A 24571-nucleotide genomic window follows, 5' to 3' on the forward strand; every position below is an offset into this window, starting at 1 on the left:
CCTCACCTGGGACATGCGACGGCGCCTGCCCGGTAGTCCGGTCGGGGACTGGTGGGCAGGCGCCGTCTGTGTTCCGTACGCCGTTGTACGGGACGTCTGTTGATCCGGTGGATCAGTGACCCGGTGGATCAGTGACCGGCGGGGCAGGACCCGGCAGGTCAGGAACCCGGTGGATCAGACCATCAGCGAGCGGTCCGTCGGGCGGATCGGGGCCGGCAGGTCGCTCGCGCCCGTGAGGAAGCGGTCGCAGCCGCGGGCGGCCGAGCGGCCCTCGGCGATCGCCCAGACGATGAGGGACTGACCGCGCCCCGCGTCGCCCGCCACGAACACACCCGGCACGTTCGTCTGGAAGTCGGCGTCACGCGCGATGTTGCCGCGCTCGTCGAGGTCCAGGCCGAACTGGTCCACGAGACCGTTCTCGCGGTCCGTGCCGGTGAAGCCCATCGCCAGCGTCACCAGCTGGGCGGGGATCTTCCGCTCCGTGCCCGGCTTCTGTGTCAGCTTGCCGTCGACGAACTCGACCTCGACGAGGTGCAGCCACTGGACGTTGCCGTCCTCGTCGCCCTCGAAGTGGGTGGTGGAGACGGAGTAGACCCGCTCGCCGCCCTCCTCGTGCGCGGAGGTGACCTTGTACAGCATCGGGAAGGTCGGCCACGGCTGGTTCGGGGCACGGTCCTCGCCCGGCTTCGGCATGATCTCCAGCTGTGTGACCGAGGCCGCGCCCTGGCGGTGGGCGGTGCCCACGCAGTCCGCGCCGGTGTCGCCACCGCCGATGACGACGACGTGCTTGCCCTCGGCCGTGATGGGGGGCGCCACGAAGTCGCCCTCCTGCACCTTGTTGGCCAGCGGCAGGTACTCCATCGCCTGGTGGATGCCGTTCAGCTCGCGGCCGGGGACCGGCAGGTCACGGGCGGTGGTGGCGCCCGCGGCGATGACGACGGCGTCGTACCGCTTCTTCAGGTCCGTCGCCTTGAGGTCGCGGCCGATCTCGATGCCCGTCCGGAAGCGGGTGCCCTCCGCGCGCATCTGCTCGATACGGCGGTTGATGTGCCGCTTCTCCATCTTGAACTCGGGGATGCCGTAGCGGAGGAGGCCTCCGACGCGGTCCGCGCGCTCGTAGACGGCGACGGTGTGACCGGCCCGGGTCAGCTGCTGGGCGGCGGCCAGGCCCGCCGGGCCCGAGCCGATGACCGCGACCGTCTTGCCGGAGAGGCGCTCCGGGGCCTGGGGCGCGACGTCGCCGCCGTCCCACGCCTTGTCGATGATCGAGACCTCGACGTTCTTGATGGTGACGGCCGGCTGGTTGATGCCGAGCACGCACGCCGACTCGCAAGGAGCGGGGCACAGGCGGCCCGTGAACTCCGGGAAGTTGTTGGTGGCGTGCAGGCGCTCGGAGGCGGCCGCCCAGTCCTCGCGGTAGGCGTAGTCGTTCCACTCGGGGATGAGGTTCCCGAGGGGACAGCCGTTGTGGCAGAACGGGATGCCGCAGTCCATGCAGCGGGACGCCTGCTTCGAGATGATCGGGAGCAGGGAACCGGGGACGTAGACCTCGTTCCAGTCCTTCAGCCGTACGTCGACGGGGCGGGACTTGGCGACCTCGCGCCCGTGGTTGAGGAAGCCCTTCGGGTCAGCCATTGATCGCCGCCTCCATCATCTTCTCGGTGATCTCGGTCTCGGAGAGACCGGCCTGCTCGGCGGCGGCCTTGGCGGCGAGCACTGCCTTGTACGTGCTGGGTATGATCTTGCTGAAGCGCTCCGCGGCGACGGACCAGTCGGCGAGCAGCTTCTCGGCGACCGTCGAGCCCGTCTCCTCGGCGTGGCGGCGCACCACGTCGTGCAGCCACTGCCTGTCGGTGTCGTCGAGGGCCTCGATCGCGCCCACGTTGCCGACGTTGACGTTGTCGCGGTCCAGGTCGATGACGTACGCGATGCCGCCCGACATACCGGCCGCGAAGTTGCGGCCCGTCTCGCCGAGGACGACCGCGTGGCCGCCGGTCATGTACTCGCAGCCGTGGTCGCCCACGCCCTCGGAGACCACCAGGGCACCGGAGTTGCGGACGCAGAACCGCTCGCCCGTACGGCCCCGGAGGAACAGCTCGCCGCCGGTCGCGCCGTAGGCGATGGTGTTGCCCGCGATGGTGGAGTACTCGGCGAGGTGGTCGGCGCCCCGGTCGGGACGGACGATCACCCGGCCGCCGGAGAGGCCCTTGCCGACGTAGTCGTTGGCGTCGCCCTCCAGGCGCAGCGTGACACCGCGCGGGAGGAAGGCGCCGAAGGACTGGCCCGCCGAGCCGGTGAAGGTGATGTCGATGGTGTCGTCGGGGAGCCCTGCCCCGCCGAACTTCTTCGTCACCTCGTGGCCGAGCATCGTGCCGACGGTGCGGTTGATGTTGCGGACCTTGACCTGGGCGCGGACCGGCTGGGCGTCGGTGGCGTCCGAGGCGGCCAGCGCGTCGGCGGCGAGCTTGATCAGCTCGTTGTCGAGCGCCTTCTCCAGGCCGTGGTCCTGCTCGATGAGCTGGTGGCGGACGGCGCCCTCGGGCAGTTCGGGCACGTGGAACAGCGGCTCCAGGTCCAGGCCCTGCGCCTTCCAGTGGTCGACCGCGCGGGTCACGTCGAGCGCCTCGGCGTGGCCGACGGCCTCCTCGATGGAGCGGAAGCCCAGCTCGGCGAGGATCTCGCGGACCTCCTCGGCGATGAACTCGAAGAAGTTCACGACGTACTCGGCCTTGCCGGAGAACCGGTCGCGGAGCGTCGGGTTCTGCGTGGCGATGCCGACCGGGCAGGTGTCCAGGTGGCAGACGCGCATCATGACGCAGCCGGAGACGACGAGCGGCGCGGTCGCGAAACCGAACTCCTCGGCGCCGAGCAGCGCGGCGATGACGACGTCACGGCCGGTCTTCAGCTGGCCGTCGGTCTGGACGACGATGCGGTCGCGCAGGCCGTTGAGCAGCAGCGTCTGCTGGGTCTCGGCGAGGCCGAGCTCCCAGGGGCCGCCCGCGTGCTTCAGCGAGGTGAGCGGGGAGGCGCCCGTACCGCCGTCGTGGCCGGAGATGAGGACGACGTCCGCGTGCGCCTTGGAGACACCCGCGGCGACCGTGCCGACGCCGACCTCGGAGACCAGCTTGACGTGGATCCGCGCCTGCGGGTTCGCGTTCTTCAGGTCGTGGATCAGCTGGGCCAGGTCCTCGATGGAGTAGATGTCGTGGTGCGGCGGCGGGGAGATGAGGCCCACGCCCGGCGTCGAGTGACGCGTCCTGGCGACCCACGGGTACACCTTGTGGCCGGGCAGCTGACCGCCCTCACCGGGCTTGGCGCCCTGGGCCATCTTGATCTGGATGTCGTCCGCGTTGACGAGGTACTCGCTCGTCACACCGAAGCGGCCGGAGGCGACCTGCTTGATCGACGAACGCCGTGCCGGGTCGTAGAGACGGTCCGGGTCCTCGCCGCCCTCACCGGTGTTGGACTTGCCGCCCAGCTGGTTCATGGCGATGGCGAGGGTCTCGTGCGCCTCCTTGGAGATGGAGCCGTACGACATGGCGCCGGTCGAGAAGCGCTTGACGATCTCGGAGACCGGCTCGACCTCGTCGACGGAGATCGGAGCGCGGCCCTCGCCGGCCTTGAAACCGAACAGGCCGCGCAGCGTCATCAGACGCTCGGACTGCTCGTTCACGCGGCTCGTGTACTGCTTGAAGATGTCGTAGCGGCGCGTGCGGGTGGAGTGCTGGAGGCGGAAGACCGTGTCCGGGTCGAACAGGTGCGGCTCGCCCTCGCGGCGCCACTGGTACTCGCCGCCGATCTCCAGGGCGCGGTGGGCGGGCGCGATGCCGCTGGCCGGGTACGCCTTGGCGTGGCGGGCGGCGACCTCCTTGGCGATGACGTCGATGCCGACGCCGCCGATCTTGGTGGCCGTGCCGTTGAAGTACTTCTCCACGAACTCGTCCGCGAGACCGACGGCCTCGAAGACCTGGGCGCCGCGGTAGGAGGCGACCGTGGAGATGCCCATCTTGGACATGACCTTCAGGACGCCCTTGCCGAGGGCGTAGATCAGGTTGCGGATCGCCTGCTCGGCCTCGATACCGGAGAGGAACGTTCCGGCGCGGACGAGGTCCTCGACGGACTCCATCGCCAGGTACGGGTTGACGGCCGCGGCGCCGAAGCCGATGAGCAGGGCGACGTGGTGGACCTCGCGGACGTCACCGGCCTCGACCAGCAGGCCCACCTGGGTGCGCTGCTTGGTGCGGATGAGGTGGTGGTGGACGGCCGCGGTGAGCAGCAGCGACGGGATCGGCGCGTGCTCGGCGTCCGAGTGGCGGTCCGACAGGACGATCAGCCGGGCGCCGTTGTCGATGGCGGCGTCGGCCTCGGCACAGATCTCCTCGATGCGCGCGGCGAGGGCGTCACCGCCGCCGGAGACCCGGTACAGGCCGGAGAGGGTCGCGGCCTTCATGCCGGGCATGTCGCCGTCGGCGTTGATGTGGATGAGCTTGGCCAGCTCGTCGTTGTCGATCACCGGGAAGGGCAGGGTGACGCTGCGGCACGACGCGGCGCTCGGCTCCAGGATGTTGCCCTCGGGGCCCAGCGAGGAGCGCAGCGAGGTGACGAGCTCCTCGCGGATGGCGTCCAGCGGCGGGTTGGTGACCTGCGCGAACAGCTGGGTGAAGTAGTCGAAGAGCAGGCGCGGGCGCGAGGACAGCGCGGCGATCGGCGAGTCCGTGCCCATGGAACCGATGGGCTCGGCGCCGGCCTTGGCCATCGGCGCGAGGATGACGCGCAGCTCCTCCTCGGTGTAGCCGAAGGTCTGCTGGCGGCGGGTGACCGAGGCGTGGGTGTGCACGATGTGCTCGCGCTCGGGCAGGTCGGAGAGCTCGATCTCGCCGGCCTCCAGCCATTCCGCGTACGGGTTCTCCGCGGCGAGCTGGGCCTTGATCTCGTCGTCCTCGATGATGCGGTGCTCGACGGTGTCGACGAGGAACATCCGGCCCGGCTGCAGGCGGCCCTTGCGGACGACCTTGGCGGGGTCGATGTCGAGGACGCCGACCTCGGAGCCGAGGACGACGAGGCCGTCGTCGGTGACCCAGTAGCGGCCGGGGCGCAGGCCGTTGCGGTCGAGGACCGCGCCGACCTGGCGGCCGTCGGTGAAGGTGACACAGGCCGGGCCGTCCCAGGGCTCCATCATCGTGGAGTGGAACTGGTAGAACGCGCGGCGGGCCGGCTCCATGGAGTCGTGGTTCTCCCACGCCTCCGGGATCATCATCAGCACGGAGTGCGGCAGGGAGCGGCCGCCGAGGTGGAGCAGCTCCAGCACCTCGTCGAAGGACGCCGAGTCGGAGGCGTCCGGCGTACAGATGGGGAAGATCCGGTCCAGCTTGTCCTGCGGGCCGAACAGGTCGGAGGCCAGCTGGGACTCTCTGGCGACCATCCAGTTGCGGTTGCCCTTGACCGTGTTGATCTCGCCGTTGTGCGCGACGAAGCGGTACGGGTGGGCGAGCGGCCACGACGGGAAGGTGTTCGTGGAGAACCGGGAGTGCACGAGCGCGATCGCGGAGGCGAAGCGGCGGTCGGACAGGTCCGGGAAGAAGGGCTCCAGCTGGCCGGTGGTCAGCATGCCCTTGTAGACGATGGTCCGCGCGGACAGCGAGGGGAAGTAGACGTCGACCTCGCGCTCGGCGCGCTTGCGCAGCACGAACGTCTTACGGTCGAGGTCGATGTCCTTCGAGGTGCCGTCGGTGACGAAGACCTGGCGGAAGGCGGGCATCGTGGAGCGGGCCGTGGCACCGAGCAGCTCGGGGGCGACGGGCACCTCGCGCCAGCCGAGGACGGTCAGGCCCTCGTCGGCGGCGATGGCCTCGATGCGGGCGACGGCGTCCTCGGTGCCCTCCTCGGGCAGGAAGCCGATACCGACGGCGTACGAGCCGGCCTCGGGCAGCTCGAATTCGGCCACCTCGCGGAAGAACGCGTCGGGAACCTGGGAGAGGATGCCGGCGCCGTCACCCGAGTCGGGCTCCGAACCGGTCGCTCCTCGGTGTTCCAGGTTGCGCAGAACGGTGAGCGCCTGCTCGACCAGCGCATGGCTCGCCTCGCCGGTGAGGGTGGCCACGAAGCCGACGCCACAGGCGTCGCGCTCGTTGCGGGGGTCGTACATACCCTGCGCAGCAGGGCGAGCATCCATGAACGACCACTTCTGGCCATTCGTGGAGTGCTGGGACGGCTGGCGCGGCGTACGCATCGGCTCTCCCGTCGTCGTCATCTGGCTGGGGGTCCCTCCCAGGCCCTTCAGGCTCTGGGGGAGCGATTGCCGAGGGACGACGCTGGCCCTCTGCGTAAGGTGCAAAATTTCGTGCAGGTTACATGATGGAACGATTCTCGGGAAGCGGATACTTCGTCCCACCATGCGGACGCCACGGCGCGGAGGGGGTGGCCGCACACGGTGGCGTGATCGAACGCGATCAAGGGGGAGCCGACCGGACAGATCCTTGTCGGTCGACCGGGGCGCAGGAGGCGTCGTCGCCCACTACTCAGATGCTTCAGATGCTTGACGGGCGTCATTGCCCGCGGCGCTTACGGCTCATGCCCAGCGGTTAAGCATTCGAAACCGCGTGGTAACGACTATTTATGCGGTCCCGCGCATACGTAGCCATCTGATCCATCATACGGCCGCACCGAACAGGCTGCCCAGGGCGTACGTCACACCCGCCGCCGCACCCCCGAGGGCCAGCTGCCGCAGCCCGCTGAACCACCAGGTTCTGGCCGTCACCCTGGCCACCAAGGCACCGCACCCGAAGAGCCCGACGAGTGCCACCAGCACGGCGGGCCACAGCGCGCCCGCCCCGAGGAGATAGGGCAGTACGGGCAGCAGGGCACCCAGCGCGAAGGAGCCGAAACTCGACACGGCGGCCACGACGGGCGAGGGCAGATCGCCGGGATCGATCCCCAGCTCCTCGCGCGCGTGGATCTCCAGCGCCTGCTCGGGATCGTGCGACAGCTGCCGCGCCACCTCCCGGGCGAGTGCGGCCTCGACGCCACGACTCTCGTAGAGCGCGGCGAGCTCCTTCTCCTCGTCCTTGGGGTGCTTGCGCAACTCCCTCCGCTCGACGTCGAGTTCGGCCTGGACGAGTTCCCGCTGCGAGGCCACGGAGGTGTACTCGCCCGCGGCCATGGAGAAGGCCCCGGCGGCGAGCCCCGCGAGCCCCGCAACGACGACCGCCTCCCGCCCGGCCGTTCCGCCGGCGACACCGGTCATCAGCGCCAGGTTGGACACGAGCCCGTCCATCGCCCCGAACACGGCGGGCCGCAGCCAGCCGCCGTTCACGTCCCGATGGGTGTGGTTGTCGCGGTGCGCCTCGTGCAACGCGGCTTCGGTGTCGATGATCGCCACGATCAAGCCCCTTTCCTCGCGTCGAACGTACGCTCGGAAAATCACTTCTGCCAGCAAGGAAGGCCGTACTTACCCGGCTCCGCACCCGGCTCGGAGACTGTTCGAGAAACAGCTGCCGCTCATTCGTACATGACGCCGCACAGATGTCGACCGGGTGATACGCGAGCGTTCCGCGCGCCGCCGAGGCACCCGATGTGGGAGAGATCTTCCCAGCGAAAGCTGGCACATCTTCAGAGCGGATCAACTGCCCACCGGGTCAGACCTGCCCACGGGCCAGAGAGGCGACCGTATGCCTTCCATCGCCTGCATTCCCTCGGTCCCGGCGCCCGGGGACGCCGCCGACCTCCGCGAGCGGGCACGGGGGGCCATGCTCGGGCTCGCCGTCGGGGACGCGCTGGGGGCGCCCGCCGAGAACATGAAACCCTCCGAGATCCGCGCGCGCTGGGGGCGCATCACCGGGTACGTGGCCGAGCGCCCCTCGGGGACCGACGACACCGAGTACGCCATCTTCTCCGGGCTGCTGCTGGCCCGGCACGGCTCGGCGCTCACCGTCACCCACGTGGAGACGGCCTGGCACCAGTGGATCGCGGACCGGGACGAGGGCCCGTTCCGGGGTGCCGGCTTCAGCGAACGCGGCACCCTGGAGAACCTCCGCCGGGGCCTCGCCGCGCCGATCTCCGCCCAGCACCGGCACGCCTGGAGCGACGGCCTGGCCATGCGCGCGGCCCCCTTCGGCGTCTTCGCGGCGGGCCGCCCGGCGGAGGCTGCCCGGCTGGTCGCCATCGACGGCTCGGTCAGCCATGACGGCGAGGGCATCTACGGCGGGCAGGCGGTCGCGGCGGGCGTGGCGGCGGCGATGGCCGGCGCACCCACGATCTCCGTCGTGGCCTCCGCGCTCGCCGTGATCCCCGACGACTCCTGGACCGCGCGCTCCCTGCGCCGGGCGGTCGCGGTCGCCCACCGGGGCGAACGCGCGGTCCGCTCCGCCGTCGTCATCGGCGGCTACCCCTGGACCGACCTCGCCCCCGAGGCCGTCGCCCTGGCCTTCGGCGCCTACGCGGCGGCCGACGGCGACTTCACCGAGTCGGTGCTGACCGCGGTGAACATGGGCCGCGACGCCGACACGACCGCGGCGGTCGCCGGCGCGCTGGCCGGAGCGACCCGGGGAGCGTCGTCGATCCCTGCCGACTGGACCGCCGCGATCGGCCCGGCGAGAGGCAGCTGCCTGCCGTCCATGGCCGGCCACCACGTCCTGGACGTGGCCGAACTGCTGGTCCCGACCGAGGGCGGCAAATGGACCACGGGCACGGCCCTCTTCCCCACGGCGACCGTCCCCTCCCACCCCCGACCACCTTCGCCCTCGCCCCGGCCGACACGACGGAGACCCCCACATGACCCCACCGACCCCGTGGGACGACACGACCCCCACAGCCCCTCCACGCCGTACGAGAAGCCGCCCCGCGGAACACCGCCCGCATCGCACGACGGGCCGAGGGGCACGGCGGACACGGCGGACACGGCAGACACGGCGACCATCAGTGAGCCACACCCCGAGGTGAAGCCGACCGCAACGGCGACCGAACCTCTCGCCCCCGAGCTGTTCGAACCCGCACGCCCGGCCCCGGCGAATCCGCTCACCCACGCAGCCGCGGCCGCCGGCGGTGGGGGCGCCCCACAGAGGCCATCCGCACCCGACGACAAAACCCGCACGGGCGGTGCGGGTGGGAAGAACGAAGCGGCCGAAGGCGCAGCCGAGGCCGGCAGGCCCCGCCCCCCGAAGGGCACCCGCATCGAGGGCCTCCTCCTCGGCCTCGCGGCGGGCGACGCCGCCGGCTGGCCCGCCGCCCGCCACCGTGCCGCCCGCATGCCGGAATGGACCCGCCGCCTCACCCGCGAACTGGACACCTTCGCCGAGCAGAACGCCACCACCACCCTCCCCGTCCCCATCGCCCTCAACCAGCCCCCGAGCCCCTCCGCCTCGGCCCCTCCGACGACGCGGAATGGGCGGCCTTCGCCGCCGAGGCCCTCCTCCGCGCCGGCGACACCGCCGCACTCGGCGACCTCAGCCTGGAACGCCGCACCCGCGCCTCCATCGACCTCTCCTGGAACGCCGTGGCCAGCGAGATCGCCGCCGCCGCCGAACGCGCCCCCGAGGTCGAGTCCGCCGTGCTCCCCCTGCGCGCCCGTATCTCCGTACGCGCCGGCCTCGGCAACCTCGCCACCGGCCTGCGCCCACCCGCCACCGGCCACGACAACCCCCACTACTTCGACGACGCGGCCTGCGTCCGTGCCTGCGTCCTGGCGGTGGCCCACCCGGGCGACCCCCGAGGCGCCGCCGACCTGGCCGAGTTCGACGCCCGCTACACCCAGGACGGCGACGGCGTGCACGGCGCACGAGCGATGGCCGCCGCGCTCGCGCTGGCGCTCACCGGCGCGGACGTCGACGACTGCGCGGCCGCGGCCCTGGCCGAACTCCCCGCCGGGACGGAGATCGGCCGCAACGCCCGCCACGCCCTCGACCTCGCCCACCGCCACAGAGAAGAAGGAACATTCGCCCTGGTCCCCCTCCTGGAGCACCAGATCGTCGACCACGTGTACAGCTACGGCATCGCCGCCGCCGAGACCGTCCCCGTGGCCCTCGCCCTGGCCACCGCCGCGCGCGGCCGGATCGCCGAGGCCGTCCCCGCCGCCGCCTGCCTCTCCCGGGTCGCCGACTCCGCCCCGGCACTGGCCGGCGCCCTGACCGGCGCACTCGGCGGCGGCAGCGCCGTCCCCGACACCTGGCGGGACGCCTGCCGCACCCTCTCCGGCTGCGCCCTCCCCCGCCTCACCGGCACCGACCTCGTCCACCTCGCCGAACTTCTCGACACAGCGCAACTCCCCACCACCCGCGGCGTTAGCCGGGCATGACGCCCGCATCGCGACCCGCACCCGTCCCGGCCCCGGCCCCGGACGCCGCCCTCGACGAACGCATCACCGGCGCCCTGGTCGGCGCCGCCGTCGGCGACGCCCTCGGCGGCCCGGTGGAGGGCTACACCCCGGAGCAGATCCTCGAACGCCACGGCGGCCGCGTGCACGGCGTCGTCGGCCCCTGGAACGGCGACGCCTGGCGTACCGCCCGCCCCATCGCCCCCTACCACAAGGGCGACGGCCACGTCACCGACGACACCTTGATGACGCACGCGCTCGTCCGGGTGTACGACCGCGTACGCGACCACCTCGACGCGTACGCCGTCGCCGAGCACCTGGTGCCGGACATGATGACGACCCCGCGCTGGATCCCCGAGCTGGAGGCCGAGGCCCTCCCCCTCCAGCGGGTCTTCCTCGCCGAGAAGTGGCTCGTGGCCCGGATCCACTACGGCCACATCGACCCCCGCGAGGCCGGCACCGGCAACATCGTCAACTGCGGCGCCGCGATGTACATGGCCCCCGTCGGCCTGGTCAACGCGGCCGATCCGCCCGGCGCGTACGCCGAGGCACTCGACGTCGCGGGCGCCCACCAGTCGTCGTACGGCAGGGAGGCGGCGGGCGTGTTCGCGGCGGCCGTCGCCGCGGCGTGCACGCCGGGCGCGACGGCGGAGTCGGTGGTCGAGGCCTGCCTCGCCCTGGCGAAGGACGGCACCCGCGCGGCGATCGAGTCGGTGTGCGAAGTGGCCCGCCGTCACACGGACTTCGAGTCGGCGCTACGGCCGCTCCGCGAGGCGGTCGCCCCGTTCGACACGGTCGGCCCCGACTACCGCGCCCCCTCCCTCGGCGCCCGCCGCCCGTCCCGGCTCCACGCGATCGAGGAACTCCCCATCGCGCTCGGCATGTTGCTCGTGGCCCGCGGTGACTACCGGCACGCGGTGCTGGGTTCGGTGAACTACGGCCGCGACTGCGACTCCGTCGCGACGATGTCCGGCGCCCTCGCCGGCGCGCTGGGCTCGGACGTCCCCTCCGACTGGGCCAAGACGGTGGCGGAGGCCAGCCGGCTCGACCTGCACGCCCCCGCCCGGACGTTGACGGACGTCGCGCTCCAGATCCACGGCCAGGACGTCCGCCGCCGCCGCGCCCACGAGTCGGCCTTCACCGCGCTGGCCCCCGTCCGGTGACCCCCCTGCGTCTCACCTGGGTCCAGCCCGAGGACCTCCTCGGCCACGAACTCCACCAGGCCCGCCAGGACGGCCGCGAGCCCTCGGCCGTCGCCGCGCTGGCGGGCGGCGGGCGGCCCCCGGCCCCTGCGCCGGCGCCTCCCCGACCGGGCCTCCCGCTACCTCCGCCAGCTCGCCGAGGACCTGCTGGACGAACTGGCGGACCTGCCGAGCGGGTTGGCGGACGACGAACCGACAGACCTGAGCAGCATCAAGTCCCTGTGCACCGACTGGCCCGCCCCACCCGCTCACCCTGTCCCGCCCGCCACGTACGTACGACGTCTCGAAGCCGCCTGGCTGGGCCGAGCCGCAGGCTGCCTCCTCGGCAAACCCGTCGAGAAGCTCCCCCTCGACGCCATCCGCCGCCTCGCCGCGGCCACCGGCAACTGGCCCCTCACCACCTGGTTCACCGCCCGAGGCGTCCCCCAGGAGCTCCTGGCCGCCCATCCCTGGAACCGCCGCTCGGCCCCCACCTCCCTCGCCGAGAACATCGACGGCATGCCCGAGGACGACGACCTCAACTACCCCCTCCTCAATCTCCTCCTCCTGGCCCGCCACGGCCGGGACTTCACCACCGCCGACGTGGCCACCCTCTGGTTGGACGAGCTCCCCGCGGGCCGCACCTTCACCGCCGAACGCGTCGCCTACCGCAACCTCCTCTGCGGCATCGACCCACCCCGCACCGCCCGCCACCGCAACCCGTTCCGCGAGTGGATCGGCGCCCTGATCCGCGCCGACGTCCACGGCTGGACCAACCCCGGCGACCCGGCCGCCGCGGCCGAACAGGCCCACCGGGACGCCACCCTCACCCACACCGCCAACGGCGTCTACGCGGCCATGTTCGTCGCGGCCACCGTCGCCGAGGCGGCCACCGGCACCCACGACGTCCACCAGTGCCTGCGCACCGGCCTGACGGTCGTCCCCCCGCACTCCCGCCTCGCGAAGGCGATCGACCACGCTCTCCGACTGACCACGGAGATCCGGGACTTCGACACGATCGTCGACGAACTCCACGCCACCTACGCCGACCACCACTGGGTCCACGCCGTCCCCAACACCGCCCTGCTCACCGCCGCCCTCACCCACGCGGACGGCGACTACGCGGCCTCCATCTGCCGCGCCGTGTCGGGCGGTTGGGACACCGACTCCAACGGGGCCACGGCGGGCAGCATCGCGGGACTCCTGACCGGTGCCCCGGACGCGCTCCCCGACCGCTGGACGGCCCCCCTCAAGAACCGCCTGGCCACCTCGATCGCCGACTTCAACGGCATCGGCTTCGACACCCTGGCCCACCTCACCCTCCGGGAGACCCCCACCCATGACCCAGGCGCCACCCCGCCGCAGGCGGACGCCCCTCCGCTCGGCCACCTCCGCGTCCTCGACCTCGCCACGCTCTTCGCCGGCCCCCTCGCCGCCACGATGCTCGGGGACTTCGGCGCGGAGGTCATCAAGGTCGAGCACCCCACGAAACCGGACCCGTCCCGGGGCCACGGCCCGTCGAAGGACGGCGTGGGCCTGTGGTGGAAACTGCTGGGCCGCAACAAGCGCACCCTGACGCTGAACCTCTCCACCCCCGGCGGCCGGGACACCCTCCTGCGGCTCGCCGCCACCGCCGACGTGATCATCGAGAACTTCCGCCCCGGCACCCTGGAGAAATGGGGTCTGGGCTGGGAGGAGCTGTCGGCGGCGAACCCCGGTCTGGTCCTCGCCCGGGTCACCGGCTTCGGCCAGTTCGGCCCGTACGCGCACCGCCCCGGCTTCGGCACGCTCGCCGAGGCGATGAGCGGGTTCGCCGCGATCACCGGCGAACCGGACGCCCCACCGGTCCTGCCGCCCTTCGGCCTCGCCGACTCGATCGCGGGCCTCGCGACGGCGTACGCGGTGATGACCGCGCTCGCGGCGCGTGACCGTACCGGACAGGGGCAGACGGTCGACATGGCGATCATCGAGCCGATCCTCACCGTTCTGGGCCCCCAGCCCCTCTGGTACGACCAGCTGGGCCACGTCCAGCCCCGCACGGGCAACCGCTCCGCGAACAACGCGCCCCGCAACACCTACCGCACGGCGGACGGTTCCTGGGCGGCCGTCTCCACCTCGGCCCAGTCGATCGCGGAACGTGTGATGCGCCTGGTCGGGCGCCCCGAACTGATCGACGAGCCGTGGTTCGGTTCGGGGGCGGAGCGGGCCCGGCACACGGACGTCCTGGACGAGGCGGTCGGCGCGTGGATCGCCCGTCACACCCGGGAGGAGGTCATCGAGGCGTTCGAGAAGGCGGAGGCCGCGGTGGCCCCCATCCAGGACGTACGGGAGGTGATGACCGACCCCCAGTACCGCGCCCTGGACACGATCACCACCGTCGACGACCCCGACCTCGGCCCCCTGCGCATGCAGAACGTCCTCTTCCGCCTCTCCTCCACCCCCGGCGCGATCCGCTGGGCGGGCCGCGCGCACGGCGCCGACACGGACGCGATCCTGGCCGAACTGGGCCTGTCCGCACCGGAGATCGCGGCCCTTCGCCAGGAGGGCGCCCTGTGATGCCGAAGCCGCCGACGCCCTTCCCCCTGACCTGGCTGTACGTCCCCGGCGACCGCCCGGAAGTGGTCACCAAGGCCCTGGCCTCCGGCGCGGACGTGGTGATCGTGGACCTGGAGGACGCGGTGGCCCCCGACCGCAAGGCCTACGCCCGCGCGGCCACCGCCGAACTCCTCTCCGCACCGCCGCCCGTACCGGTCCACGTACGCGTCAACGCCCTGCGCACCCCGGAGGCCGAGGCGGACCTCGAAGCCCTCGCCCCGCTCCCCGGTCTGGCCGCCCTCCGCCTCCCGAAGATCACGTGCCCGGACGAGGTGGCGAGCGTCGCGGAGCGGACCGCGCCGGCGGAAGGAGGAGCGATCCCCCTGTACGCCCTCCTCGAATCGGCGCTGGGGGTGGAGCGGGCGTACGACATCGCCACCGCGCACCCCGCCCTCCGGGGCATCGCCCTCGGCGAGGCCGATCTCCGCGCGGACCTGGCCGTCAGCGACGACCGGGCCCTCGACTGGCCGCGCTCCCGGGTGGTCCTCGCCGCCCGGGCCGCCGGCCTTCCGTCGCCCGCCCAGTCGATCCACCCGGACACCAAGGACCTGAAGGGCCTGGCGGTCACGTCCGCGCACGGCCGCGCGCTGGGCTTCCTGGGCCGTGCGGCCATCCACCCCCGTCAGCTCCCGGTGATCGAGCGGGCCTACACCCCCACGGCCCAGGAGGTGAAATCTGCCGAGCGGACGCTCCGGGCGGCGTCCGTCACGGCGGGGGCGCAGGCGCTTCCCGACGGCCGCTTCATCGATCCGGCCGTGGTCGCCGTGGCCCGGCGAACCCTGGCCCTGGCCGGCCGCCCCACCCAGCTTTGAGCCGCCCCCGCCGCCCCTCCCCGTCCCTCCCCAAGGGCTGCGCCCCTTCGACCCCCAGACGTCCGCCCGGTGGGGGCTGGTCGCGGTTCCCCGCGCCCTGAAAGCAGGGGCTGCGCCCCGCTTTTCAGGCCCGCAGGGCCTGAATCCTTCAGGGGCGCGGGGAACCGCGCGAGAAGCCCCCACCGGACCCGCACCCGACAACGCACCCCGGTCCCCTAACCAAAACCCACCCGCCCCCGAAGGGACAGGTGGGCAGGCACCACATCGACCGAACCGACCGTCGCGTCAGCTCTTCTTCGCCGACTCGGGCTCCTTCTTCTCGCCCCCACCGCCGGAGGCCTCCGCGTCCTTCTTCTCCTCGGCGTCACCCTCGGACTTGGCCTTGGCCTTGGCCTCCCCCGACGCCGACTCCGTGTCCTCGGCCGACGCGGCAGCACCCGCGCCCTCGTCCCCGTCACCGTCGGAGACCCCCGGTTCCACGATCTCCTCCCGCCCCGGCCGCTTCCGGGCCGACAGGACGATGTAGATCACGGCGAGGACGAAGACGAACAGCGCGGTCCAGTTGTTGAGGCGCAGTCCGAGGATGTGGTGGGCCTCGTCGACCCGCATGTACTCGATCCAGAACCGCCCCGCGCAGTACGCGGCGACATACAGCGCGAACGCCCGCCCGTGCCCGAGCTTGAACCGGCGGTCCGCCCAGATGACGAGCAACGCGACACCGATGCACCACAGCGACTCGTAGAGGAAGGTCGGGTGGTACGTACCCGGCAGCCGACCGTCCGTGGAGGAGGTGATCTCCACGGCCCACGGCAGATCCGTCGGCTTGCCGTACAGCTCCTGGTTGAACCAGTTGCCCCAGCGTCCGATCGCCTGGGCGAGGGCGATGCCGGGCGCGATGGCGTCGGCGTACGCGGGCAGCGGGATACCCCGCCGCCGACAGCCGATCCACGCGCCCACCGCGCCGAGGGCGATCGCGCCCCAGATGCCGAGACCGCCCTCCCAGATCTTGAAGGCGTCCACCCAGTCACGGCCCTCGCTGAAGTACAGCTCGTAGTCCGTGATCACGTGGTAGAGCCGTCCGCCGATCAGGCCGAAGGGCACGGCCCAGACGGCGATGTCGGCGACCGTTCCGGCCCGTCCGCCCCGCGCGACCCAGCGTTTGTTGCCGAGCCAGACGGCCACGAAGACACCGATGATGATGCAGAAGGCGTAGCCGCGCAGCGGGACGGGACCGAGGTACAGCACCCCGCGCGACGGGCTGGGAATGTAGGCAAGTTCCATGGCAGGGTCGACGCTACCCTGCCGGGCCCGGCCGACGACGGGCGCCCCGGCAACGGGTCCATAACGCCGTACCCCTGGTTCCTTGACGCCCCACGGCCCCCAGTGGGCCCTCGGCTCACTCCCGAGTCACCCCTGACTCACCCCGCGGCCTTCGCCTCCACCATCTGCTTCAGCTTGGCGGGGGTCATGGACTGGTCCGCGTAGATGTTGGTGCCGTTGAGGAAGACGCTCGGTGTGCCGGAGAAGCCGCCCTTCTGGAAGGCCTCGTTCGACTTCGCGACCCAGCTGTTGTGCTTGCCGTCCTCGACGCAGGTGCGGAAGGCGGCGGTGTCCAGGCCGTCCACCTTCTTCGCCAGGTCGAGAAGCCTGGTCTCACTCGCGAAGGCGTCGTCCGTCTCGGGCGGCTGGTTCTCGAAGAGCACGTCGTGGTACGCGGGGAACTTGCTCTCGTTCTGTGCGCACGCCGCGGCATTGGCGGCCGTGCGGGAGCCGCTGCCGCCCATGTTGCCGTCGATCAGGGTGGCGAGGTGGTACTCGACCTTCAGCTTCCCGGCCTCGGTCAGCTCGTGGATCGTCGAGCGGTAGGCGTCCTCGAAGGATTTGCAGGCCGGGCAGCGGAAGTCCTCCCACACGGAGAGGGTCGACCTGGCGCCGGCGTCCCCGACGGGGATCGCGAGGCTGTCCTCGCCGTTCGCCCCCGAGGGTGCGACGACCGGGCCCGAGGCCCCGGCCTCGTCGTCCTTGCCCGCGTTCGCCGCCACGACGCCGATCACTGCGGCCAGCCCCAGCACGCACACCACGGAGGCGCCCACGATCAACACCCGACGGCGCTTCTCGGCGGCCTTCTGCTTCTCGCGCTCCTCCGCCAGCCGTTCACGGGCGGTGCGCTTTCCCTCACGGTTCTTCTCGCTCACAACCCGCAGAACGAACCGGGGAGGCGCTCAGCGCCTCCCCGATCCCACTTCCACCCGTTCGAGTGAGCGGATTGCCCGTTACGTCCAGCGATCCCCGTACGACAAACGGGTGAACGTCACGAGGGCGTCCCGCGCCGGGTCACACGCCCGGTGGCCCGGCCGCTCACGCGCCCCGGCGTACGCCCTTCGCGAGGTCGCCCGCCAGTTCCCGTACGGCGTCCAGGCCGGCCGCCTCGTCGGGGGCATCCAGCATCCGCTTCACGAACGCGGAGCCGACGATCACCCCGTCGGCGAACCCGGCGACCTCGGCGGCCTGTTCGGCGTTGGAGACGCCGAGGCCGACGCAGACCGGCAGGCCGGAGCCCGTGGCCCGGGTGCGTTCCACCAGGTCCTGGGCCTGCGCGCCCACCGACTCGCGGGTGCCCGTCACGCCCATCAGCGAGGCCGCGTAGACGAAGCCACTGCCCGCCGCGGTGATCTCGGCGAGCCGGGCGTCCTTGCTGCTGGGCGCGACCACGAAGACCGTGCCGAGCCCGTGCTTCTCCGCGTGCTCCCTCCACAGCGCCGACTCCTGGACGGGCAGGTCGGGCAGGATGCAGCCCGCGCCGCCCGCCTCCGCGAGCTCGGCCGTGAAGCGCTCGACACCGTAGCGGTCGATGGGGTTCCAGTACGTCATGACCAGCACCGGCTTCCCGGTGGCCTCGTGCGCCTCCCGCACCGTACGCATCACGTCTGCGATCTTGACGCCGCCCCGCAGGGCGATGTCGTCGGCGGTCTGGATGACGGGGCCGTCGAGGACCGGGTCGCTGTGCGGCAGCCCGACCTCGACGACGTCGGCGCCGCCCTCGAAGACTGCCTTGATCGCGGCGATACCGCCGTCGACGGTCGGGAACCCGGCCGGCAGATAGGCGATGAGCGCGGAGCGCCCCTCCGCCTTGGCGGCGGCGAGGGTGTCACTCAACAGCCGGATGTTCCCGCTCACTTGGCGTCCCCCTCGATCTCCGCGAAATCGGCCGCGTCGGCGGCGACCTCGGCGTCGGCACCACCGTCGTACAGGCCGAAGTAGCGCGCGGCCGTGTCCATGTCCTTGTCGCCGCGCCCGGACAGGTTGACGACGATCAGCCCGTCCGTGCCCAGCTCCCTGCCGACCTCCAGGGCCCCGGCGAGCGCGTGGGCGCTCTCGATCGCCGGGATGATGCCCTCGGTGCGCGACAGCAGACGCAGCGCCTGCATGGCGGCGTCGTCCGTGACGGCGCGGTACTCGCCGCGGCCGCTGTCCTTGAGGTAGGCGTGCTCGGGGCCGATGCCCGGGTAGTCGAGGCCGGCCGAGATCGAGTACGGCTCGGTGATCTGGCCCTCCTCGTCCTGGAGGACGTACGAGCGCGAGCCGTGCAGGATGCCCGGCTCACCCGCGGTCAGCGTGGCCGCGTGCTCGCCGGTCTCCACGCCGTGCCCGGCCGGCTCGCAGCCGATGAGGCGGACGCCCGCGTCCGGGATGAAGGCGTGGAAGAGGCCGATGGCGTTGGAGCCGCCGCCCACGCAGGCGACGGCGGCGTCGGGCAGCCGTCCCGCGCGTTCGAGGATCTGCCGCCTGGCCTCGACACCGATGACCCGGTGGAAGTCGCGGACCATCGCGGGGAAGGGGTGGGGGCCGGCCACGGTACCGAACAGGTAGTGGGTGCGGTCGACGTTGGCGACCCAGTCCCGGAACGCCTCGTTGATGGCGTCCTTGAGGGTCCGGGAGCCGGACTTCACGGCGACGACCTCGGCGCCGAGCATCCGCATCCGGGCGACGTTCAGGGCCTGGCGCTGGGTGTCGATCTCGCCCATGTAGATGGTGCAGTCGAGGCCGAAGAGCGCGCAGGCCGTGGCGGTGGCGACGCCGTGCTGGCCCGCTCCCGTCTCGGCGATGACCCGGGTCTTGCCCATGCGCTTGGTGAGCAGGGCCTGCCCGAGCACGTTGTTGATCTTGTGGGACCCGGTGTGGTTCAGGTCCTCGCGCTTGAGGAACACCCGCGCCCCACCGGCGTGCTCGGCGAACCGGGGCACCTCGGTGAGCGAGCTGGGCCGCCCTGTGTAGTGGACGAGCAGGTCGTCGAGCTCGCGCGCGAACTCGGGGTCGTGCTTGGCCTTGTCGTACTCCACGGCGACCTCGTCCACGGCGGCGACCAGCGCCTCCGGGATGAACTTGCCGCCGAACGCGCCGAAATACCCCTCGGCGCTGGGAACCTGACCCTCGGGGTCGGGAATGAAGAACTCACTGGACATGCGCATACCTCGCAGGGGCGTGGCCCCGTCGTTGGTCGGACTCCGGCTGACAGCGATCACGTACGCGCGCCGCGCACCGGGGCGGGCCCCGGCTGTCGAACTGCCCCGCGGCACCGCGGTCCCCGCGCTCGGCCGGGATCCGGTACTCGCTCGCCACCGCTCCGATCCACCCGCCGCGACGGCGAGCGACCACGACGGCGTCGATCGGCGGTGCCGAACCGACCGAAGCACCCCCACCGGCCGCCGGGGACCACACACCCGGCGTTCACGTGAAGGAAGCGGCGGCTCAGCTGCCCGCAGGGCACCGCGTACGTGTCCTGGGCCATCGCATGCCGTTCACCTGACCCGGCTCGTCACCGATGACATAGCGGACCCGGCGCCCGTGGACGCGACGGGCGGGCGCCCGGCAGCCACGGGGACGGCACCCGCGCGCGAGGCGGGCGTAGGGGTCCCTGAGGGTCATGGTGATCGAGAACATCGGGGCACAGCCTACCGGCCCCGGCTCACCCGTGTGGGTGACCACGACCGGTACGGCGGCTCCGCCGCGCCCCGGCGCCCCGGCCGGGACGAATCCCGGCCGGCCGGCGGCAGAGGCGTGGGCGGTCATGGCCTGGTCAGCTCCGGCCGTGCCGCAGCGCCGGGTGCTCGCCCGCGGCCACGAGGTCGGCGACGGCGGTCTTGGGGTCCTTGCCGGTGACGAGGGACTCGCCCACGAGGACCGCGTCGGCGCCGGCGTTGGCGTAGGCGATGAGGTCGTGCGGACCCCGGACGCCGGACTCGGCGATCTTGACGATGGAGTCGGGGATCTCCGGGGCGACCCGCTCGAAGGTGGTGCGGTCGACCTCGAGGGTCTTGAGGTTGCGGGCGTTGACGCCGATCACCCGGGCGCCGGCGTCGACCGCGCGCTCCACCTCGTCCTCGTCGTGGACCTCGACGAGCGGGGTGAGCCCGATGGACTCGGCGCGCTCGATCAGCGACTCCAGCGCCGGCTGGTCGAGGGCCGCGACGATCAGCAGGGCCACGTCGGCGCCGTACGCCCGGGCCTCCCACAGCTGGTACGAGGTGACGATGAAGTCCTTGCGCAGGACGGGGATGTCCACGCGGGCGCGGACGGCCTCCAGGTCGGCCAGCGAGCCGCCGAAGCGACGCTGCTCGGTGAGGACGGAGATGACGGCCGCGCCGCCCGCCTCGTAGTCGGCGGCCAGACCGGCCGGGTCGGCGATCGCGGCGAGCGCGCCCTTGGAGGGGCTGGAGCGCTTGACCTCGCAGATCACCTTGACGCCGTCGCCGCGCAGCGCGGCCACGCCGTCCTTGGCCGCCGGAGCCTTCGCCGCGCGCTCCTTGAGCTCGTCGAGGCTGACGCGCGCCTGCCGCTCCGCGAGGTCGGCACGGACTCCGTCGATGATCTCGTCGAGCACACTCACGCGAGCGGCCCCCTTTCAGACGGTGAAACGATGGAAACGGCAAAAATCAGTGACAACGTTTGACTGTCATGTATTGACAGTCGAGCGGTTCTCGGTGTTCAGGCAGTCACTGCGATGGTATCCGCAGGAGGGCGTAGGCCTCACATCCGGTTGACGGCAGCCCCTCCCCCACCCTCGAACCGGCTTCGCTCGGCTCGGGCGGGAGGTGCCCCCATCCTGGACGTTCGCCGTTCGGTCAAGGATGGAGCCAGTCACCGAACGGCAGGTTCCGGACAACCGTGAAGACCAGCGCCAATGCGCCGAGCGACCACGCCTGAACGGTCCCGAACCGCAGGCGCAGCGGTCGTCCACGCGCCACCTGGACCACCCAGACGGTCCACAGCACCGCGAACCCGAAAAAGCCCGCGACGGCCAGCGCGTTGTCGGTGAGCGCGGTCGCCAGGTCGCCGTGCGCGAAGGCGTGGGCGCTGCGCAGGCCGCCGCAGCCGGGGCAGTACAGGCCGGTGAAGCGCCACAGCGGGCAGACCGGGTAGTGGCCGGGTTCGCTGGGGTCCACGGCCGCGACGTAGGCGAAGGCGCCGCCGACGGCCGTGAGCACTGCGGCGGGCACCCAGAGTCCGCGCAGCGCGCGGCCCCGCTGCGGGGTGGTCGGTGCGGTCTCGGCGTTCACACACCGCATTCTGCCCCGCGCGGGCCGTACACGCGCCCGAGGGGCGGCCCGGCGGTCGTGCCGCCGGGCCGCCCCTCGGGGGACGTCAGCTCTTGGCGGCGGCCGGCTCGGGGGTGACCGTGGTGTTGGCGCGTACCGCCGCCGTCTCGTACACGGCGTGCGCGTCCTTCGGCTGGCCCATGCCCATGGCGCGCATGACCATGCCGACGACGCCGCCGAGGACGACGATGACCATGCCGGCCCAGAATCCCAGCGGCTGGGCCATCACCATGTAGGCGCCCGAGACGCAGAAACCGATGAAGGCGATGGTGACGCCGGTCCAGGCGGCCGGGGTGTGACCGTGGCTGCTGCCCGCCATGACTTGCTCCTCGTTGTTCATTGCGTCGTGCTCGATGCGTGACGCTCGATGCCTGTGCTGAGTGGACGCTCGCCGTCCATTGTTCCGTACGAGTACGGGTGCCAGGAGCGGGGGTGTCCACTCTCACGTTCCCGACCTCGTCCGGTGCGTGGTCCGTGGTGGCCTACACCGGGTCGGGTCCCGTCGGGTCCTCGCCCCGGTCCAGGGCCTTCCACATGTCCTCGGGGCGGTCGGGGTCGACCGGCCGGGCCTTGCGGGGCGGGGGTGCCGTCGCGCTCGTAGCGGCCGGACATCGTGGGCCACAGCCGTCCGTAGCGCAGGGCGAGCAGCCCGGCGAGCAGGATGAGCGCGCCGCCGACGGCCGCGACGTACGGCCAGCCGGTGTGGCTGAGCGCGTCGACGGTCGCGGCGGTGTCGCCGGAGGCCTCGGCCGCCTTGTCGTCGAGCGCCGAGCTGTCGTACGCGCCGAGCAGCGCGGCGGCGACGGTGCCCGCGCCGGAGAGGGCGAGCAGGACCGCGACCAGGACGCGCCCGGACCGACGTACGGCGAAGACGGCGACGAGCGCGGCGAGGCCCACGACGGCGAGGGACGCCGGGACGCCGGTGACGTCGCTGCCCCTGGCGGTCAGCGGGAAGGGGCCGCCGGCCACCGTGATGGTGCCCTCCGACCAGCGCTGCCGGGTGGCGAGCAGCACGACGGCCGCGCCGAGGGCGCCGCTGAGCAGCGCCAGGGCGAGACTGCGCCGACCGGAGCGGAGGGAAGCGGGTTCGGATGGGGGGTGCGGTGCTGCGGTCACGTACTCCACTATCGCCTGCGCCCCGGGTGGGTTGTCACCCGGGGTTCACGTGAGAAGCGCCCTATTGTCCGAGTCGGTTGGCCGTGTGCACCGCTCTCAGGACCGCGGCCGCCTTGTTGCGGCATTCGGTGTCCTCGGCGACGGGGTCGGAGTCGGCGACGATGCCGGCGCCGGCCTGGACGTAGGCCGTGCCGTCCCTGAGGAGGGCCGTGCGGATGGCGATGGCGGTGTCGGAGTCCCCGGCGAAGTCGAGGTAGCCGACGCAGCCGCCGTACAGGCCCCGGCGCGACGGCTCCAGTTCGTCGATGATCTGCATGGCGCGCGGCTTGGGGGCGCCTGAGAGGGTGCCGGCGGGGAAGCACGCGGTGAGGACATCGAAGGCAGTGCGGCCCGGTGCGACCCGGCCGGTGACGGTGGACACGATGTGCATCACGTGCGAGTACCGCTCGACGGACATGAAGTCGACGACCTCGACCGAGCCCGGTTCGCAGACCCGGCCCAGGTCGTTACGTCCCAGGTCGACGAGCATCAGGTGCTCGGCGCGCTCCTTGGGGTCGGCGAGCAGTTCGTCGGCGAGGGCCTGGTCCTCCTGCGGGGTGGCGCCCCGGTGCCGGGTGCCGGCGATGGGGTGGACCATGGCCCGTCCGTCCTCGACCTTGACCAGGGCCTCGGGGGAGGAGCCGACGACGTCGAAGCCGTCGAAACGGAACAGGTACATGTACGGGGAGGGGTTGGTGGCCCTCAGGACCCGGTAGACGTCCAGCGCACTCGCCGTGCACGGGGTCTCGAAGCGCTGGGAGGGGACGACCTGGAAGGCCTCGCCGGCCCGGATGCGCTCCTTGATGTCCTCGACGGCCTCCTGGAAGTCGGGGCCACCCCACAGCGCGGTGTACTCGGGCAGCTCGGAGGGCGGGAGGGCCGCCGGGGGCTGGGCGACGGGCTTGGCGAGGTCGGCCTCCATGGCGTCGAGGCGGGAGATCGCGTCGGCGTGGGCCTCGTCGACGCCGGTGTCCAGGTCGTTGTGGTTGATGGCGTTGGCGATCAGCAGGACCGAGCCCTCCCAGTGGTCCATGACCGCCAGATCGCTGGTCAGCAGCATGGTCAGCTCGGGGAGCCGCAGGTCGTCCCGCTCGCCGGGGCCGATCTTCTCCAGGCGGCGCACGATGTCGTAGCCGAGATAGCCGACCATGCCGCCGGTGAAGGGCGGCATGCCTTCCTGGTGCGGGGTGTGGAGCGCCTCGATGGTGGCGCGCAGCGCGGCGAGGGGGTCGCCGTCGACGGGGACGCCGACGGGCGGGGTGCCGAGCCAGTGGGCCTCGCCGTCGCGGGCGGTGAGGGTGGCGCGGCTGCGGACGCCGACGAAGGAGTAGCGAGACCATGAGCGGCCGTTCTCCGCGGACTCCAGCAGAAAGGTCCCGGGGCGCTCGGCGGCGAGCTTGCGATAGAGCCCGACGGGGGTGTCGCCGTCGGCGAGGAGCTTGCGGCTGACGGGGATGACACGCCGGTCGGTGGCCAGCTTACGGAACGTCTCGAGGTCCATGGCGGCTGACCTTACTGATCCAGTGACGGTACGTCGGAACCGGTGGCGCCCGGGGCGCCCTCCACGGCCTTGAGGACGGCCTCGTCGAAGCAGGTGCGGTCGCCGGTGTGGCAGGCGGCGCCGATCTGGTCGACCTTGACGAGGAGGGTGTCGGCGTCGCAGTCCAGGGCGACGGACTTCACCCACTGGAAGTGGCCGGAGGTGTCGCCCTTCACCCAGTACGCGCGGCGGCTGCGCGACCAGTAGGTGCAGCGCCCGGTGGTGAGGGTGCGATGCAGGGCCTCGTCGTCCATCCAGCCGAGCATGAGCACCTCGCCGGTGTCGTACTGCTGGGCGATGGCGGGCAGGAGCCCGTCGGCGCCGCGCTTGAGGCGGGCGGCGATCTCGGGGTCCAGCGCGCTCGGGGTACCGGGGCGGCGGGGCTC

16 protein-coding genes and 4 pseudogenes are annotated in these 24571 nt (G+C 72.2%); 6 read left to right on the plus strand and 14 right to left on the minus strand.

Going from position 1 to position 24571, the window contains the following annotated elements:
• Positions 1-174: 174 nt before the first annotated feature.
• The 3 genes from E4N62_RS14950 to E4N62_RS14960 form a co-directional block, all read right to left on the minus strand.
• A complete protein-coding gene (locus E4N62_RS14950; RefSeq protein WP_230214790.1) occupies positions 175-1635 on the minus strand; it encodes a glutamate synthase subunit beta in 1461 nt (486 codons plus the stop codon).
• Positions 1628-6229, minus strand: coding sequence for a glutamate synthase large subunit (gene gltB / locus E4N62_RS14955; RefSeq protein WP_230214881.1), 4602 nt, complete (start codon positions 6227-6229; stop codon positions 1628-1630). The genes E4N62_RS14950 and gltB overlap by 8 nt, the downstream gene beginning before the upstream one ends.
• 420 nt (positions 6230-6649) lie before the next feature.
• Positions 6650-7378 (minus strand): VIT1/CCC1 transporter family protein, encoded by a 729-nt coding sequence (locus E4N62_RS14960; RefSeq protein WP_230214882.1) that lies wholly within the window; start codon positions 7376-7378, stop codon positions 6650-6652.
• Positions 7379-7667: 289 nt separating this feature from the next.
• Between E4N62_RS14960 and E4N62_RS14965 the strand changes: the two are divergent.
• The 6 genes and pseudogenes from E4N62_RS14965 (at position 7668) to E4N62_RS14990 (ending at position 14894) form a co-directional block, all read left to right on the plus strand.
• Positions 7668-8773 (plus strand): annotated as a pseudogene (locus tag E4N62_RS14965) (ADP-ribosylglycohydrolase family protein).
• Positions 8770-10288 (plus strand): annotated as a pseudogene (locus tag E4N62_RS47975) (ADP-ribosylglycohydrolase family protein). The pseudogenes E4N62_RS14965 and E4N62_RS47975 overlap by 4 nt, the downstream one beginning before the upstream one ends.
• Positions 10285-11469, plus strand: a complete 1185-nt coding sequence (locus E4N62_RS14975; RefSeq protein WP_230214792.1) for an ADP-ribosylglycohydrolase family protein — start codon at positions 10285-10287, stop codon at positions 11467-11469. Before E4N62_RS47975 ends, E4N62_RS14975 begins: the two are co-directional and overlap by 4 nt.
• A 216-nt stretch (positions 11470-11685) precedes the next feature.
• A pseudogene (locus E4N62_RS14980) lies at positions 11686-12660 on the plus strand (ADP-ribosylglycohydrolase family protein); the annotation flags it as partial.
• A 132-nt stretch (positions 12661-12792) separates the two neighbouring features.
• Positions 12793-14043: a CaiB/BaiF CoA-transferase family protein gene (locus tag E4N62_RS14985; protein WP_230214884.1), complete on the plus strand. Its 1251-nt coding sequence runs from the start codon at positions 12793-12795 to the stop codon at positions 14041-14043.
• Entirely contained in the window at positions 14043-14894 is an 852-nt protein-coding gene (locus tag E4N62_RS14990) for a CoA ester lyase (protein WP_230214793.1), read from the plus strand. Before E4N62_RS14985 ends, E4N62_RS14990 begins: the two co-directional genes overlap by 1 nt.
• Before the next feature lie 285 nt (positions 14895-15179).
• Here E4N62_RS14990 and lgt read toward each other — a convergent pair whose 3' ends face one another.
• The 11 genes and pseudogenes from lgt to hisI form a co-directional block, all read right to left on the minus strand.
• On the minus strand, positions 15180-16175 hold the full coding sequence (lgt, locus tag E4N62_RS14995; RefSeq protein WP_230214795.1) for a prolipoprotein diacylglyceryl transferase: 996 nt from the start codon (positions 16173-16175) through the stop codon (positions 15180-15182).
• A 137-nt stretch (positions 16176-16312) separates the two neighbouring features.
• Positions 16313-17089: a thioredoxin domain-containing protein gene (locus E4N62_RS15000; protein ID WP_215454613.1), complete on the minus strand. Its 777-nt coding sequence runs from the start codon at positions 17087-17089 to the stop codon at positions 16313-16315.
• Between the two features lie 163 nt (positions 17090-17252).
• Positions 17253-18071, minus strand: a complete 819-nt coding sequence (gene trpA / locus E4N62_RS15005) for a tryptophan synthase subunit alpha (RefSeq protein ID WP_230214796.1) — start codon at positions 18069-18071, stop codon at positions 17253-17255.
• Entirely contained in the window at positions 18068-19357 is a 1290-nt protein-coding gene (gene trpB / locus E4N62_RS15010) for a tryptophan synthase subunit beta (protein ID WP_230214798.1), read from the minus strand. The genes trpA and trpB overlap by 4 nt, the downstream gene beginning before the upstream one ends.
• A gap of 286 nt (positions 19358-19643) precedes the next feature.
• A complete protein-coding gene (gene trpM / locus E4N62_RS49380) occupies positions 19644-19964 on the minus strand; it encodes a tryptophan biosynthesis modulator TrpM (protein ID WP_374116989.1) in 321 nt (106 codons plus the stop codon).
• A gap of 7 nt (positions 19965-19971) precedes the next feature.
• A complete protein-coding gene (trpC, locus tag E4N62_RS15015; protein WP_184895289.1) occupies positions 19972-20781 on the minus strand; it encodes an indole-3-glycerol phosphate synthase TrpC in 810 nt (269 codons plus the stop codon).
• Between the two features lie 235 nt (positions 20782-21016).
• Positions 21017-21460, minus strand: a complete 444-nt coding sequence (locus E4N62_RS15020; protein WP_230214799.1) for a DUF2752 domain-containing protein — start codon at positions 21458-21460, stop codon at positions 21017-21019.
• A gap of 76 nt (positions 21461-21536) precedes the next feature.
• Positions 21537-21809, minus strand: a complete 273-nt coding sequence (locus E4N62_RS15025; RefSeq protein WP_230214801.1) for an HGxxPAAW family protein — start codon at positions 21807-21809, stop codon at positions 21537-21539.
• Positions 21810-21972: 163 nt separating this feature from the next.
• A pseudogene (locus E4N62_RS15030) lies at positions 21973-22615 on the minus strand (TIGR02234 family membrane protein).
• A 52-nt stretch (positions 22616-22667) separates the two neighbouring features.
• A complete protein-coding gene (locus E4N62_RS15035) occupies positions 22668-24146 on the minus strand; it encodes an anthranilate synthase component I (protein ID WP_230214803.1) in 1479 nt (492 codons plus the stop codon).
• A gap of 11 nt (positions 24147-24157) precedes the next feature.
• Entirely contained in the window at positions 24158-24541 is a 384-nt protein-coding gene (gene hisI / locus E4N62_RS15040; protein WP_230214885.1) for a phosphoribosyl-AMP cyclohydrolase, read from the minus strand.
• Between the last annotated feature and the right edge of the window lie 30 nt (positions 24542-24571).

The sequence above is a fragment of the Streptomyces sp. MNU76 genome, from assembly GCF_020982545.1.
In the GTDB taxonomy this organism is placed as follows: domain Bacteria; phylum Actinomycetota; class Actinomycetes; order Streptomycetales; family Streptomycetaceae; genus Streptomyces.